General features: G+C 38.2%; 7 protein-coding genes. 2 read left to right on the forward strand and 5 right to left on the reverse strand.

Translation table 11 applies throughout. The annotated features are described in order from the left end of the window. Window positions 1-116: 116 nt before the first annotated feature. The 4 genes from GS03_RS12140 to GS03_RS12155 form a co-directional block, all read right to left on the reverse strand. Window positions 117-6,752, reverse strand: coding sequence for a T9SS type A sorting domain-containing protein (locus GS03_RS12140; protein WP_136152810.1), 6,636 nt, complete (start codon window positions 6,750-6,752; stop codon window positions 117-119). A gap of 443 nt (window positions 6,753-7,195) precedes the next feature. Further along, window positions 7,196-12,595 carry a choice-of-anchor D domain-containing protein gene (locus GS03_RS12145; protein ID WP_136152811.1) on the reverse strand — a complete coding sequence of 1,800 codons (5,400 nt, stop codon included), beginning with the start codon at window positions 12,593-12,595 and terminating at the stop codon, window positions 7,196-7,198. Window positions 12,596-12,925: 330 nt separating this feature from the next. After that, on the reverse strand, window positions 12,926-13,843 hold the full coding sequence (locus GS03_RS12150) for a pseudouridine-5'-phosphate glycosidase (protein ID WP_168710307.1): 918 nt from the start codon (window positions 13,841-13,843) through the stop codon (window positions 12,926-12,928). Further along, a complete protein-coding gene (locus GS03_RS12155) occupies window positions 13,836-14,759 on the reverse strand; it encodes a PfkB family carbohydrate kinase (protein ID WP_136152812.1) in 924 nt (307 codons plus the stop codon). The genes GS03_RS12150 and GS03_RS12155 overlap by 8 nt, the downstream gene beginning before the upstream one ends. 126 nt (window positions 14,760-14,885) lie before the next feature. Here GS03_RS12155 and hemN point away from each other — a divergent pair, with 126 nt between their 5' ends. Together hemN and GS03_RS12165 are read left to right on the forward strand one after the other, a co-directional pair. Further along, complete coding sequence (hemN, locus tag GS03_RS12160; protein WP_136152813.1) at window positions 14,886-16,250, forward strand: oxygen-independent coproporphyrinogen III oxidase; 1,365 nt, start codon at window positions 14,886-14,888, stop codon at window positions 16,248-16,250. Window positions 16,251-16,287: 37 nt separating this feature from the next. Then, complete coding sequence (locus GS03_RS12165; protein WP_246034086.1) at window positions 16,288-17,019, forward strand: sulfite exporter TauE/SafE family protein; 732 nt, start codon at window positions 16,288-16,290, stop codon at window positions 17,017-17,019. Window positions 17,020-17,062: 43 nt separating this feature from the next. Here GS03_RS12165 and GS03_RS12170 read toward each other — a convergent pair whose 3' ends face one another. Then, entirely contained in the window at window positions 17,063-17,293 is a 231-nt protein-coding gene (locus tag GS03_RS12170) for a YdcH family protein (RefSeq protein WP_136152814.1), read from the reverse strand. Between the last annotated feature and the right edge of the window lie 16 nt (window positions 17,294-17,309).

The following is a 17,309-nucleotide window of genomic DNA, read 5'->3' on the forward strand; positions in this document are numbered from 1 at the left end:
CCCCAAAATGAGAAGGACTCTTTGCCCTTTAAAAACACCCTATGAAAAAACTTTCCTTTTATACTTAAAATACCCTATATTAAGTTTAAAAGCTTATAACCAAATCGTTAGCGATTTTAGTTTCTTTTAATCACTTTTACCACTTTTGAATTTCCATCAACAGTAGTAACTTTTACCAAATAAGTCGAAGAAGTTAGTGATGATAAATCAATCTGAACTTCATTCAAATTTGTTTTTCTATCCAATACCATTTGTCCGATTAGATTATAAACACTCACATTAGCAATGCCGTTTGCATAACTAAGTGTCAGAATTCCCGAAGTTGGATTTGGATAAAAACTAAAACTTGCATTGTCAAAACCAATAACGCCTAATTCAACAGTTACCGTAACTGCTAATGGTGCACTAGGACATCCTGAAGCTACATTTACAGCATAATAAATTGTTCCGCTGATTAACACTGTAGTAATAGCAAGAGGATTAACTTGTCCCAGTGCATCAGCTAAAGAACCATACCAAATCACATTCGCTGGACTAACTACTAAATCTTCTAAAGTAGCATCGTTTAAATCTGTTACGGAAATTATTTGTGTAGCATTTCCGGTTGGAGTAGCCGCTGAATTTATAGTCAACTCTAAAGTTTCTGTATGACATCCAACTGTTGAAGTATAGGTTCCACCAATTGTATAAGTAGCTCCGTTTACTGACCAAGTGTATGTATCACAAGCTGTAATGGTAGTTGTGTTTGTTGTACTTGGTGTAATAGTCAATTCTAATGTTTCTGTATGACATCCAACTGTTGAAATATACGTACCACCTGTTGTATAAGTAGCTCCGTTTTCTGACCAAGTATAGGTATCACAAGCTGAAATAGTCGTTGTGTTTGTAGTACTCGGCGTAATAGTCAATTCTAATGTTTCTGTAACACATCCAACTGTTGAAGTGTATGTTCCACCAGTTGTATAAGTAGCTCCGTTTACTGACCAAGTATAGGTATCACAAGCTGAAATAGTCGTTGTGTTTGTAGTACTTGGAGTAATAGTCAATTCTAATGTTTCTGTAACACATCCAACTGTTGAAGTATACGTTCCACCTGTTGTATAGGTAGCTCCGTTTACTGACCAAGTATAGTTATCACAAGCTGAAATAGTCGTTGTGTTTGTCGTACTAGGAGTAATAGTCAATTCTAAAGTTTCTGTATGACATCCAACTGTTGAAGTGTATGTTCCACCTGTTGTATAGGTAGCTCCATTTACTGACCAAGTATACGTATCACAAGCTGAAATAGTCGTTGTGTTTGTTGTACTTGGAGTAATAGTCAATTCTAATGTTTCTGTGTGACATCCAACTGTTGAAGTGTATGTTCCTCCAGTAGTATAAGTAGCTCCGTTTACTGACCAAGTATACGTATCACAAGCAGTAATTGTAGTTGTGTTGGTTGTAACTGTATTAACAGTTGCTATAACAGCTACTCTAGGAGAAGCACAAACTTCAGTAACATTCCATTCAAAGAAGTTATTGTAACTCGCGTCTGGAGTACCATCAAAACTGTTTACCGAACCTGTAAAGGCAATAGCGCCTGATGCTGTAGGAGTTGCTGCAGGGAAACTGCTTAATTTTCCAATCACGTTAGTAGAGCTCAGTCCATTAGTTGCCAATAATCTGTAACCCGTACCTGCTGGAATATTATAATCTAATACAACGGTATTGGATATCGAAGCAGAAATAGCTCCGGTATTAGTTGCCGGAGTAAATGTCACTGCAGTAGTTCCTGGAACCTGAACACCGTCTTTATACAATTTAATTGTAATTGGAGCACCTGCATCTGCAGCGCCTAAAGTTTGTTTCGGATATACTTTCACCGAATTTAAACGCACATTAGTAGCTGCATTAAATACAAGTCCGCTAAATGGTGACGTCTGCGTTGTAGTTCCTGCAAATACTTTACCCGCAGTATACGTAGAACTTGATTCTGTAGCAACATAATAAGTAGTTGTGTCGGCAACAGTAGGTGAATAAGTTCCACCTGTTGCTAATGAAACACCACCAGTTGCAACAGCATACCAATTGATAATTCCTGAAGCAGCCGTAGCCGCTAAGTTTGCTACACCAGGTCCACAAATTGCAGTTGGTGTCGTTGCATCAATTGCATTAGTAAATGTTATTTGAACCGGAGTCGAGTTAACCATAACAGGACCAAAAGGACAGGTTACTGTACAACGGTAATAAGTATTTGCTGTTGGTGTTGCCACATAAGTTGCAGCAGTAGCTCCTGAAATATCAGTATAATTAGCACCACCGTCTGTTGAAGCCTGCCATTGATACGTAATACCTGCACCAACTTGAGTGTTTTGTATACTCAACGCCACTGTTTGTGTACCACATAACGTTACTGGTGTTTGAACATTTGAGAAAGTTAATGCTGTTTGCGAAGTAGAAGATACTGTTGCTGCCTGTGAAAGCGTTAAAGTAGTTCCGCTAATGGCAGATACAGTAGTTCCTGCCGGAATACCAGTTCCTGTCACTGTTAAACCTACAACTATAGCAGCATTAGCAGCCTGTAAAGTAACTGTAGCAGATCCTGAAACTATTCCTGTACTACTTGAATTCTGTAGTGTTACAATTTGAGTTATTGTTGTATCAGCAATTGTATTTCCGGGATTAACTGTAGTACAATTTGGTGCTGTAGCATAAGCAAAGTTTCCTGTAAAGCTTGCACCTGGAGTAGCTGTTATTGTATTTACAGTATTAGGAGCTCCTGCAGTATAAACTGAAGTATTTCCAAATACATTGTCATAAGTTCCTTGGTCTGCAGTAGCTTGAACCACAAGACTTCCGTTGGTAACACCTGAATGTCCTACTCTCACATTGAAGTCAGTTAAAGTTCCTAAAATACCGACTCTTTCCACTGTCCATCTTGCTGCACTTAAGTTAGCAATGTTAGCAGTTGCTGTTCCTGAATTGGTATTGAAAGCTTCTACTTTGAAATCAGCACCACCGGTTACCGCTAAAGATATTGGTGAATAAACACCATCTTTTCCAACCGGATAGACCAAATAATTATTTGAAGCTGAAGTTGTCGCTATTCCTCTTACTAACGGACCGTTGATATAATTCGTGTTACTAAAAGTACCCGTAATGAAGCCATTAGATGACAAATTTGGATTACCCACATATAGCGGAGTAGCTGTTGAAGTATTAATCACCCCTGTAGTCATTGTAAGTGAACCTACTCTAAAATTAGGCATAGTAACCGTTACACCCAAAGCATTCGTATTATTTACATTCAAAGAGTTAAACGAAGCAAAAGCCAAACTGGTATTCAAATCGTTATAAAATGCACCACTACCAGAAACAATTTGTGGTGTTGTTGTTGCTACTGCCGCTCCATTTGAATAGTTGGCAAAGTTAACCGCTGTAAATGTTTGAAGGTTTGAAACTCCGTTGTTTTCAACATCACCACCAAAATAGATTGGAGTACCAGATCCAATTGGTCTTAAGAATGAACTTCCTGAAGCAATGCTAAACTTATTTTGAACGTTTAAGATTCCGATACTTTTACAAAATCTGTTAATCGCATCGGGCGCGTTGATTGTAAAATTACCTACAGATAAAACTCCACCTCCAGCAGCAAAGTTTGTATAAAAACCATTTGTAGTAACCGGAGCTTGATCTGTCGATACACCATCTCCAATTTGGATAGTATGATTAAGACCAGTTGCTTTGTGTACCGCTGAACTATAAACAAAAGCATAACTGCTTGCGTTACTGTCATATATTGTTATGGTTGCCGGAGCAACGATAGCGCCCGTAGGAGGCAAAGACAAATCGATTCTTGCACCGTTAATAGCAGTAATTGTTGTACCCGGTTGAATACCAGTTCCCCCAACAATTTGACCAACTTGTAATAATGGATTTGCAGCCGGTAAAACAAGTGTTGAACAATTTGGTGAAGCTCCTGAGAAGTCAACTGCGACTTGAGTTGTAATTGGTGAAGTTGTCAATCCGGATAAAGGCTGAGAGATAACAATCCCTCCTATTCCATTCAAATCAAAGCCCATGCTAACGATAGTCGTTCCTGCCTGGATTCCGTTACCTGAAATTACCTGACCTACTGCCAAACCACCAGAGTTAACATGTGCGGTATCAATATCAATCACATAGCTACCATCATTCATTGAAGCAAAATTTAAGACTGCTCCCGCAGCAATATCAGCTGTGATTCCTTGTGATATAACTAAGGTGATTGGAGCATTTGAAAGTTGACCGGCAGTTACAGAAACAATGGTTGTTCCGGGAGCAATTCCGGTTCCGGTTACAATTTGCCCTACACCATAAATAGCTTTGTTGCTATTGAAACCAGACATCACAATGGTTGCTGTACCTGTAGTAGCAGCTGCATTAGTTGTTTTGCTAAAAGTACCTGTAGCTCCATACGTATTTACCGGGAAAGTAGTAACCGAAGTTGCTGTAGTTTGTACTGCGTTATTGATAAGTGGATCAACAATCGTAATCGTCCCGCCTGTCAAATTGATTGAAGAAGTTTCTATTTTGAATAAAGAAGCACCTTGACCAACACTATTTGCAGCAACACCTCCGGCATTACCATCAACAACAATGTTACCGCCAGTATGGTTGAAAGTGCTCACTAATCTGTGGATTACATTACCATTAACCGTAAGTAAACCTCCTGAAACTGTATTTGTTCCTTCATTTGCAAAAACGGCATTGTTGTTTGTACAACCAACTGTTAAATCTCCTGAAGCATTAACTAAAGTTCCGCCTGCTGCAATAATAACACCCGCAGCATTATTTGCAGCTGAGTTAATGGTCACTGTATGTCCTGAAGCAATAGTCACAACATCCCCACAACCCGGAACTCCACTTGGAGACCAAGTCGCAGCATTATTCCAGTCGCCTGAAGCAGCCGAAGTTTTAGTTGTAGCAGCTTGTAATGAAGCCGCTCCGATACCTACATAAAATGGTGAAGTTGTTAAGTCGGCATCAGCGATACTTTTTCTTACTGCAAAAGGAGAAGCTGTACCGTTAACTTGTGTTCCAACTACAGCACCTGAGTTCATCACTCTTGAACTACCATCCAATGCACTGTAAGCACCAACGGCATAAAGTCCTAAAGTATAAGTCCCTGCAGCACTTACATAAGTACTTCCTGTTTTAGAAACTGTCCAGTTTCCATCATATCTATCGGTAACAGTATAAGAACCGTCTACTACAGAAAGACCTGTAGTCATTGTAGTAGCATCTGCATAGCTTATTGCTAATTCACCTGCTGTTGTAGCACCGCTGTTTACCAGAAATGCCCATCTGTTTTGTCCTGTTGCACTTAAGAACGGAAATAATACTGTACTGTTTGGATTATAATCAGTTCCCGGATCAATAACAGTTCCCATAGCTGATGTAGTATACCATCTTGAAATTTGTCCACCTATGAAACCATTACCTAAAGTACAGGTAAAATTACCTGAAGACATTGCGGCAAAGTTTCCGATATATATTTTATTAGCACCAAGCCCTACTCTGGCAGTGTTTAATCTTAGAATATTTTTGATTCTAACATTGTTTAGTTGCCAATCGATATTTGGAGTAGCCGTACTTGTATTATTAATTACCAATTGATTGATAATACCGGCAGTATTAGTTGTACCAGTAGCAACGACAGTACCTCCGATAAGACCTGTACCATCTGAAACGATAGTCTGAAGTGTAGAGCCAAATAAATTAAGTGAACCAATACCGACACCAGTATTTCCAACTGACACATCTAATCTTCCACCTGACGCTAAGTCAATATTATGACCTACTTTTAATGACTTTCCGTTTGTACCTTCATATACGTTAAATCTAGCACCCGAACCACTAACTAATAAGTCGTTGTTTACTGTGAATTCATCTGAAACAGTTCCGAATTGCAATACAGCTGCAGCACCGGCGATATAAAGATTGTTTGCTCCTAAATTTCTGCTGTCAATCGTTACTGTATGACCTGCATTAATAACTACGTCATCCGCAGGAGAAGGCACATAACCAAAATCCCAGGTTGCAGGGTTTGTAAAATTACCTGTAGCAACTGAAGCAATCTCATTTCCGCCAGCTCGTGAAACTACTGAAATGTTATCGATAGCCGCAGGAGGATTCGTTCCGCCGCCACTACTATTAGACCACATAAAAATTAATCGAGCCGTTGTGCCTGCAAAACTTGGTGGGATAAACCCAAATGCATTTTGAGTAATACCATTTCCTGCCGCACTATTATATGTAATTGATGTAGCTCCAGTAATAGTAGCCGGAACTGTTAATTGAACATCAGTACCTGTTGGTGTCACCGAAGTAGGTGCTACAAAAACCTGCCATGCTGTTCCCATTGCTTTCCAATTGAAAGTTAAAGCAATGTTGGTTTGACCAGCCGGAATCACAATATCTCTGTAGAAATAAACGGTTCTTGCTCCTGAAATCCCTGCACTTGAATTGGTTTCTCCATTATCTAGAGATACATAAGCTGAATTTCCTGTTATGGCACCCGAATTTACAGCGGTTCCTACTACCCATTTAACAGCACCAATTCCTTCATTGGCAACTGTCCATCCATTAGCTGCAAAAGTGCTGCCTGAATTAAATCCACCTTCAGCAGCTGGATTAATAAGTGTGGTTTGCGCCTGCATTCCCGATATTGAAAATACCGTCATTAAAATTAGTAAGGCAAAACCGTTTAGTAATTTGTAATTGTTAGACATAAAATATAAGTGTGTTAGTTAATTCGGAAATAAAATTATATAAATCATATCTATTATAATAAGGTAGTTCTTTTCAATTTAGCGAATTTTAAAAGTTAAAAACCTGCGAAACAGCCATGGGTAAGCCCCATAATTCAATAGAAATTAAATAAAATAACGTTTTTTTTTAAACCGTTAAAATTGAAGGGTTTTAGCGTATAAAAGAAGTAGTAATATGGTAATTATATAATATTCACCAAAAATTTTATAACAAGATTATGGTAATTAAACAACACATTTGTATTACATAATAAGTGTTTTATTTGTCAAGAGAAGAATGAAAATCACCAAATACTACTTTGGTACTAACAAATAACATTTGAGACTATTATATAAAACGTCCCGAGGATATCGGGACGTTTTTTTATGTTAAAGTGACTATCAAAATAACCTTTGGGGAAGACTTATTTGATTAGTATTTTTTTAGTGACAATACCTTTATCCGTATTTACTTTTACAATATAAGTTCCTGTACTTAACTCAGAAACCGGCAGTTGAATAAGTTTTTGATTTTGTTTGCTTGCTGTCCAATTCATCATATTTTGCCCTACCATATTGAACAATGCAACCGATTTCACAGTGGTTTCCTCCAACTCATTTTTGATATTTATCATGTTATCAGACTGTGAATTGGTAACTTCAATTCCGTAGTTTATTGTATCATCTTTTAGTGATCGAAGTGAAGTTGGGCTATTCGTAAATCGCAATGAAAATCTGTTCTCAAAGGTTCCAACGGGTAAACTGACTTTAAAGTTTTGTGTTTTAATACTGTTATAGGTATTGTCTTCGCTGTCATAAATGTATATCTCATAACGATCATTGAAATTTTCCAGTGAATCGAGTCCGAAAACAACAGTTCCGGCAGTAGCGTTTTTAACACCCAAAGGATAAATATTATTCGGATTAAAATAACCATCGCCGCTAATGTTTAATTTATTAGCTCCGTTAATGAAATACATATCATTAGTAGGTGTTTCGATGCTTAAACCATCATAACCCGCATCATATGCTGCAGTGGCATGCTGGTTCATAAAGCCCAACAGGATTTGTCTGTGATAATTGTCCTTTGAAGTATATCCCAGTTTTATTTTTGTAAATTGTTCCTGCTCAAAACTGTCAGGCGTATTATTATACATCGGATCAATAACCGAAGTTCTTCCTCCTCTATCCATTTTGAACATCGCATAAGAATTGACTGCATCATCTTCTTTAATAAATAACCTTTGACCATTATTGAATGTAATTGTTCCACCACTAGTTGAACCCGTTACAAAGAATCCCTGTCCAACCGGAATAAATCTTTTTGGTGTTTTACTGCTTGAACCCGCTCCACTTATCCCTGCCGGAGCAATTGGTGCTGTTCCACCTGTTTTTGTATAAGTAGCATAACCTCCCTGATATTGAATAGTCGTGTGCGAAGGATTCGTGTTATAATGCTCCCACAGATATAATGTTCCTGTTATACTTGAAGCATTGTCATCAATAAACTGATTGGCATCAATAGCTGATGGATAAGGATTTCCACAAAGGTTGAGATTATTTGGTCCAACCGTTGAAGTAATAGTTCCATTATTAGGTTTACCCACAAAAGTATAATTTTGATCAGCCGCTGCCGAACCACATCCTTTCATAGTGTAACCTTGTCCCGGTAATAATGTTCCGTTAGGACCAACCTGTGCCCAATTGGCATAGTTATTTGTTGAGTTTTGGAATTTAAATATCCAATAGCTGCTTAATGTTATAGGTGTCGTTGGGGAGCCATTTACTCCAGCTGTCCATTGTAAATTCTGTATGTTGTTTACATCAGTTGCATCTTTCATAACTCCGGCTACCGTAAATCCGTGATTAATTGTTGTATTGTTTATGGAGCTCACAGGAGAAGACCAATAGTTATAATTGTATTTTATAGACTGCCCTTGTTGATCTCTTTCCAGAGAACCAATACTGTTAGCATCCAAATCGCTATCAGTGGTTTGTATTAATTGAGACTTGCCTTGTAAATCAATTTTACCATCTAATTTTAAATAATGTGAAATCTCTATTTTACTGTCATTGGAAACCGTCAGTGTGTTATTATTCACCACCAGACCCAGTAATTTCTTGTTTCCTGTAGAACTCAAATTATGGCTGGTTTTGACAATACCCCAATCAATAGGTGTAACTCCATCCACAATTGACAGACTATTCGGAAGATATAAACCAGAGCTGTTTGCCCATGCTGCGCCGTTTGACCAAAGGTCATTTGTGGCAGTTTCATATGGTACTGGTGAAGATTGCAATGTTACAGTTACTTTATTTGGCACAAATAAAGTTCCTCTATTCGTATTTGATGAATCATCGTTAACATAAGTTGCTATAAAGGAATTCATAGAGTAATAAGCAATAAGATTACTCCAGTTTAAAGTACTTATATCATTTTTTGTAATTGTCGATGACACTATGCCTCCTTTTGTTCCGGTTCCGTTTTGAAAAATTTCCTGATTCATTATGAACCTCAGCTCATTCAATGTCAGCGCTTTATCCCAAAGCCTAAATTCATCGATATCACCTTTAAAATAATTTCGGGTATCTGACTTGCTTCTGTATTCTGCACCAATAGAGAAAGTATTGACATTGGCGGAAGGACTTGAAGAAGCAACAGTCGAATCTAATACACCGTCAATATATAATTTTACAGAACCTCCTGAATAGATGATTCCGATATTATGCCATACTGAAGTTGGTAATACTGTAGCAGAAGTTACTGTAGTTCCACCTGTCCAGGACACATTAATTTTGTTGTCTGTAGACAAATATACTCTGTAACCAGTGGTTCCATCATATTTAGAAGCAATCGTTCTATCATTGGATAACGTATTTTGACCTGTTGGCCGTACCCAAAACATCATCGTAAATGCATTGCTCAAATTGTTTACTGCATCAAATTTAATTCGGTCATCAACACCATCCAATGATACATGTCTTGAGGCAACCGTTTCATGAGCTACACCGAAAGTAAAGAATTTTGTACCATCAAAATCATACAGCGCTTCCTGATTCGCACCATTAGTATTTAAAAAAACAGCTTCAACATTTGTGGTAAAAGAGGCATCATCAGCTACTAACATAACGTAAGCATCATTACCTGATAAAGCAGGCAGGCCGCTCAAATCAGAAGTTGCTACAGCTGCTTTTGTAATTCCAACATTTCCACCTGTTTCTACAATTTTCCATTTTTTATTTGGAACATCAATAAGGGTTGTAACATTATTTCCTCCAAAAGTGACACTAATATCGCTACCCGAATCATTCATATTTCCTCCGTTCTCACCCCAAACCAAATATTCTCCATCAGTATCAAATGTATTGGTATTGGCAGTATTGGTTGAGGCGATAGTTCCCAATCCGATGGTTACAACTGAATTGGCAACTCCGTTTTTTGATTGTTTCTGATTTAGTTTAGAGATATCATCTCTACCGATACCCGCTATATTATAATTGTATCCGGCATTAGTAGCAGTGTTCCAAAGGGTAGTTCCTGTAGAACTTAAATAATTTTGCGAAGTTCCATTGGTACCTAAAGTGATACCATATTTAATCGCCAGATAACTTTGTATTTTTGCTCTTTCCGTAGCATCGTTTTTTCGGGAGCTGAAAGTTATGATTTCAGCCACTCTTCCATCTAAGCTTCCATCCCAACCTTCACTTCTTCCTATCCAAAACTGGCTGTTATTGACATTTCCATACGTTGCCGTATTTACTTCTGCAGTACCTACGCTATTTTCATTATAGCACAATTGCATTCCCGTGTTTGCCGTATTATTTCTCGCATTGATAATTCCGGCTGAAGAATAAGAGGCTGTTGTACTAACCTCACCTACTCCATATTTTGCACTGGTTCCCAATCCATAAGCCAGTACTTCATTGGTAAATCTTGTGGTAGAATTTCCATATCCAACACCAGAGGTATCCAACTCATTGATTTCTGAAACCTGATCGCCACAAAAAATATCCATACATGACAAACTTGCCGTCACAGAAACATCCGGTACAATCACGACAAACATATCGTTGGTGTAAAATCCGGAAGCTCCTCTTAAATATTGTCTTGAGGAGTCAGTATCCGTATAAACCTGGGAAGGTAAATTATAGTTGTTTGTAAAATCAACAACCGCATTAAAGTTTAAGTTATTGGAAGTATTGTTTTTATATACTGGTGATCCGACGGCGGCTGGTTTTATAGCGTTTGCTCCTCCAGCCTGAGTATACCAGGTAGAAACATTTGAATTATCGCTGACAGTAGTCGTTCCGTCAATCAAATCAGCTCTCAACCAAAGTTGTAAATCGTCCAATACACCTCCCGGACCATTAGTATATACTATGCCTGTTCCCTGAACACCAAAAGTGTATGAACTTTCATCACAGTCTATATTAGCTATAGTGATAGTAGCTGTTCTTGTGCCTGCGGCACTCGGATTAAATGTTATTGTAAAAGTAGTGCTGTTTCCGGCTGTAACCGACAAACCAGGGTTTGTGGTTACGCTAAAATCAGCAGCATTTGCCCCTGAAATAGTTGGATTCGATAAAGTTAAAGTAGAACCTCCGGTATTTTGTATTGCAAAAGTTCTAACAACAGTTCCGGAAGAAAGTTCCATAGAACCAAAATCTGTTCCGTCAACTGTTGATGGTGTAACGTCTCCATTGCTGATGCTTGTTGCATTTCCCTGTATATTAATTTCAGGATTGCTTCCTGTTCCGCTAATAGCAAAGTCATAAGTGTTTTCATCAGCATCACTATTAGCAATACTCAGGTTAGCAGTTCGTACACCGCTTCCGCTTGGGGTAAAAGTAACTACAAAAGTCGTACTACCTCCATAAACCACTGTTGAAGCTGGTAAAGTTGTCACCGAGAAATCGGCAGCATTGGTACCAGAAATGCTGATAGCACCAACACTCAAATCTCCTGCGGCAATATTAGCTATTGTAAATGTTTTGGTCAACGAACAAGTTGCCCCGGTAGTTGTGCCTAAATCTGTCCAGTCAGTAGTTGAAGGCGATGCATCTCCATCGGCAATGGTATTACCATTACCACTCACCGTAATTTCCGGTACTAAAGTATAGGTAAGTTTAACTTGTCCATTAGCTCCAACACCACCTGTGAATAAAGAAAATATAAGTCCGTACGCACCTCCACCTGCTCCACCAGGAGATATTCCTGGAGATCCATTTCCGACTAGTGCAGATCCATTTCCACCATCTCCACCGCCAGCTGGTGCAGTACCTCCATTATTATTTGCACCTGAATTTCCTGCAGCTGCTGTTCCTGCAGATGAACCACCACCGCCACCGATGATAAGTATGGCTGAACCATTGGCACCATTTCCTCCTGAATATTTTGTAGTTCCTATTGAAGCAGCAGCAGAACCTCCTGCCGCACCGGCTGTACTGTTATTGGCAACACTGCCTCCACCTTTGGCAAGAATAGTCGTTGCCGTATCAAACCAGGAATCACCTCCTGCAGCAGTAGTCGTAGCGCCTGTACCTACTGTAACCGTATAGGTATTTCCGGGAACAACAGTTACTAAACCGCTTGAATAAGCGCCACCGCCACCGCCACCACCGTATCCGATTCCATTTATGGTACCTCCTTTTCCACCACCACCCCAGGCTTCAACGGAAACCTGTGTAACACCGGCAGGCACCGTAAAGGTTGTACTTGTTGTGTAAGTTTGTGTAACTACCTGTCCCCTACCTATGGTAAATGATAGTAACATTAGGACAAGTAAAATTTGATTGTTCTCAGCTGTAAGTAGTAAATTTTTCATAAGCCTGACCATTTTAGTTTACAATTCATTATTTAAATGAAATTTTGTTTAAACTTTCATTTGTTTGTTGAGACGTTGTAAAAGTAGGAATGAATTTATATATTACCGATAAAATAGCATATTTAATCGATGAAATACACTATTTTGTAATATAATAGAATTTTTTTCTTACAATTTAAATAAAATATTTTATCGATAAACTTTAAACAAATTGAACAAAAAAAAGACTGCCATTTTCGACAGTCTTTGAACAAAATATTTATATTTAATGAAGAAACAACCTAAATAACTTAATTAAAACTCCTCGATAAATATACTACGGGGAGTTTTTTATCTTCCTTGCAAAGCCACCGCAATTATTGCTCCCACTTTTGCGTTGTTTTTTATCAAAGCAATGTTGGCTTCCAGACTTTCGCCTTCCGTATTATCAGCAATGAATTTTAATAAGAATGGAGTTACGGCTTTACCTTTGACACCTTGTTTGTTAGCTTCATCAAGTGCTTTTAGAATGTGTTTTTCAATAACTTCAGGTTCCATTTCATATTCCGCCGGAACCGGATTGGCAATCAACACCGAACCGTTTAGTGCTAAATCCCATTTGGTGCTTAAGAGTTGGGCAATTTCATTTGCGGTATCCAAACGAAGCGGCGATTTATAACCACTTTTGGATGAATAAAAACTCGGGAATTCGTCCTGCCCGTAGGTAACTACCGGAATACCCATAGTCTCCATATATTCCAAAGTAAGTCCAATATCCAATATCGATTTTACACCTGCAGCGATTATCGCTACATTGGTTGTCGCCATTTCGGTCAAATCAGCCGAAATATCCATTGTATCTTCAGCTCCACGATGCACACCACCAATTCCACCTGTGGCAAAGACTTTAATTCCGGCCATCGCAGCAATACGCATTGTAGCTGCTACTGTTGTGGCTCCCGGTAATTGTTGCGAAATCACATAAGGCATATCGCGTAAGCTTACTTTCCAAACGTCTATGGTTTGTGCAAAATAGTCAATATCATCTTTAGACAAACCTATCAAACACTTGCCGTTTCTAATAGCAATCGTAGCCGGAACAGCACCATTTTGTCTCACCACCTCTTCAACAGCTGCTGCAGTAATAGCGTTTTGGGGCCAAGGCATTCCGTGTGAAATAATAGTGGATTCTAAAGCCACAATAGGCAGGTTTTTATCCAAAGCATGTTGCACTTCGGGACTGATACTGATATAATCGTTTTTAATCATTATAATACGTTTTCTTATGTTTGTGTAGTGCTGAAGGTGTTAGCGATGTGTCAACAGTACCTTTTCTTTTTAGTGTTTCCAAAGCTAATGTGTGTCCCAATTGCAAGCAAGTCATTTCATCTTCCTCATTCACATAGCCAAAAACCCAACCTGCTAAAGCGGCATCTCCGGCACCGGTGCTGTCTACAATTTGAATTTGCGGCACCGACAAATCGATGCTATGTTTGGCTGTATATACTACGGAACCTTTTGCACCCTTTCTGAGCCAAATGGTTTCCACGCCTCTGTCAAAAAGGGAAACCAACAACTGTTCTTTTAATGTATCATTGCTGCACATTGCGACCAATTCCTCTTCATTAGGTGTAATCATAAAAACACCTTTTAAATCTAAAGTTGCTAATCTTGCAGCCTTGGCAACCGAAACAGGTTCTATGATAAGTTGCTTGTTGTGATTTTCTGCAAAATGGATTAACCATTGTATAGTCTTAATGTTCAGATTGGTATCGATAATCAATATATCAAAACTCTTGATATACTCCGTTTGCGTTTCTAAATAGGCGACTGAAATATACTTCCCGCAATTATCCTCGCAGACCGCCACATACAAATTGCCATCGGGTTGCAGTATGGAAACATATTTACCGGTAGCATCATTGGCTACTATAGAATGACTGCAGTCAATACCACTTTTATCAAAACTACTTTTTATAAACATCCCATCAGCGTCATTTCCAATAGCCGTAATAATAGCAGGATTGACTTCTAAAAGAGCCAAATGCTGTGCAATATTGCTAATTACGCCACCTATACTCGTTGTTTTCTGAGCAGGATTAGATGATGCCGGGATGATGCAGTTGTCACAGAAATACAACTCATCTACTAAAGAGGCACCTATACAGAGCACAGTTTTGTTCATAGAAACAAATGTAAAGAAATTTGTGAAGTGTAATTCGACTTCTAAAATTATCTTTTACGAGTATGACAATTGTCATTTATTAGCTAAAAAAGGTGAATTACTTTTGGTATCAAGAAAAGATTCAGCATGTCAATTTCATTAGTACAAAAATATAACGTTCCCGGTCCGAGATATACCAGTTATCCAACAGTTCCTTATTGGGACGAAACTTCTTTTTCGGCTGCAAAATGGAAACAAACCTTAGTGCAAAGTTTTGCCGAAAGCAATGCAGCCGAAGGCATCAGTTTGTATATTCATCTTCCTTTTTGTGAAAGTTTGTGTACCTTTTGTGGTTGTCACAAACGCATCACCAAACGCCATGAAGTAGAGCATCCGTATATTAAAGCAGTGTTAAAAGAATGGCAATTGTATTGTGAGTTGCTTCCTGAGAAACCCATTATCAAAGAAATACATCTCGGCGGTGGAACGCCAACTTTCTTTTCACCTGAAAATTTGGAGCAACTAATTAAAGGAATTCTTAATAGAGCCAAGATTGCCGCTGATTATGAATTTAGTTTTGAAGGACATCCCAATAACACGACAAGAACGCATTTAGAAGTACTTTATACATTAGGTTTCCGAAGAGTAAGCTTTGGTGTTCAGGATTATTCCGAAAAAGTGCAAACCGCTATTCACAGAATTCAACCGTTTCACAATGTCGCTAAAGTAACGTTTTGGGCACGTGAAATTGGCTATACTTCTATTTCTCATGATTTGGTTTTTGGTCTGCCATTTCAGACTTTGGAAAATGTGATTGATACCATTGAAAAAACCAATTCACTTTCGCCCGATAGATTAGCTTTTTACAGCTATGCTCATGTACCGTGGATTAAAGGCAACGGACAACGCGGTTTTAAAGATGATGATGTTCCAAAAGATGATGCCAAACGATTACTGTATGAAGAAGGAAAAAAATTACTGGCACAAAAAGGCTATCACGAAATTGGCATGGATCATTTTGCTCTGGAAACTGATAGCATGTACAAGGCTTTTAAAGAAAATAAACTGCATCGCAATTTTATGGGGTATACCGCTTCCAAAACGAAACTGATGATTGGCTTGGGTGTTTCTTCGATAAGCGACAGTTGGTATGCATTTGCCCAAAACGAAAAAGAACTAGAAACTTATTACGCTCGACTAAACCAAAACGAATTACCGGTATTCAGAGGACATGTATTGACACAAGAGGATTTAATTATTCGTCAGCACATACTCAATCTGATGTGTCAATTCAATACTTCCTGGAAAAAAAAGGAAAGCTATTTTTGCCACTTACCAATAGTCTTATCCCAACTAACCGAAATGGAAAATGATGGGTTAATCATCTTAACTCCGCATACGCTAACCGTAACCGAAAAAGGCAAACCTTTTGTGCGCAACATTTGTATGGCTTTTGATTTACGATTAAAACGTAACGCTCCCAAAACCCAATTGTTTTCCATGACGGTTTAGTTATTTTAGTATCTTTAGTTATTAAAATATAACGCTGTTGGATTATCTTGTTTACTTTATATTGCTAGCCTTGTTGGCCGAAATCTTAGGCACTGTTGGTGGTTTTGGCTCTTCATTGTTCTTTATTCCGATAGCGAGTTACTTTCTCGATTTTCATTCGGTGTTGGGAGTTACAGCATTATTTCATGTATCGAGTAATCTTACCAAGATTAGTTTCTTTCGTAAAGGATTTGATAAAAAACTCATCGTTAGTCTGGGAATTCCGGCGGTACTTTTTGTAATTATTGGTGCCTATTTAAGTCAATTTATCACTACTAAGTGGCTGGAAATAAGCTTGGCCTTCTTCTTAATCGCATTAAGTGTAACTTTCCTTATTTTTAAAAATATTGTAATCAAGCCTACCACTTTTAATAGCATCAGTGGCGGTATTGCTTCGGGTTTTATTGCCGGATTAATTGGAACCGGTGGCGCCATCAGAGGCATGACTTTGGCAGCATTTAATCTGAGAATGGAAGTCTTTATTGCAACTTCTGCCATTATTGATTTGGGAATTGATAGTAGCCGAACAGTAGTTTATGGACTAAATGGCTATATCCATAAAGATGATTTGTACCTTATCCCTATTCTCTTTGTGGTAAGCATTGTTGGGACTTATATCGGAAAGAAAATATTAGAAAAAGTGTCCGAAGAACAGTTTAAGAAAATAGTTTTGGTATTGATTTTAGTCACGGGAATTATAACTGCAATCCGTGTTTTTCAAACTATTTAAAAAAACCACGTCTTGCAACGTGGTTTCTTCAATTAACTTAAAACTATTTATTCAAATGCGAATAAATTTCATCTTTCATGTACAGTAATTTGGCTTTGAGTTCGTGCACAAAATTATCATTGGCAATTTCTGAGCCCATATTAATTCGGTGTATATGATGCTCGACTTCGTGATACTCATCAAACAATTTCCTGAAATTTTCATTGGAAACTTTTAAATCGTGAATTTTATCCTTGTGCTCAGGGAACTCGTGTAATAAATCGTGTTTTTCCATACTATCTCATTTTGGT

The sequence above is a fragment of the Flavobacterium sangjuense genome, from assembly GCF_004797125.1.
In the GTDB taxonomy this organism is placed as follows: domain Bacteria; phylum Bacteroidota; class Bacteroidia; order Flavobacteriales; family Flavobacteriaceae; genus Flavobacterium; species Flavobacterium sangjuense.

What these genes read in the sequence shown, in the direction of transcription:
- GS03_RS12150 (WP_168710307.1), bottom strand. Translation starts at nt 13,843, where the DNA reads ATGATTAAAAACGATTATATCAGTATCAGTCCCGAAGTGCAACATGCT.
- GS03_RS12170 (WP_136152814.1), bottom strand. Translation starts at nt 17,293, where the DNA reads ATGGAAAAACACGATTTATTACACGAGTTCCCTGAGCACAAGGATAAA.
- hemN (WP_136152813.1), top strand. Translation starts at nt 14,886, where the DNA reads ATGTCAATTTCATTAGTACAAAAATATAACGTTCCCGGTCCGAGATAT.
- GS03_RS12155 (WP_136152812.1), bottom strand. Translation starts at nt 14,759, where the DNA reads ATGAACAAAACTGTGCTCTGTATAGGTGCCTCTTTAGTAGATGAGTTG.
- GS03_RS12145 (WP_136152811.1), bottom strand. Translation starts at nt 12,595, where the DNA reads ATGAAAAATTTACTACTTACAGCTGAGAACAATCAAATTTTACTTGTC.
- GS03_RS12140 (WP_136152810.1), bottom strand. Translation starts at nt 6,752, where the DNA reads ATGTCTAACAATTACAAATTACTAAACGGTTTTGCCTTACTAATTTTA.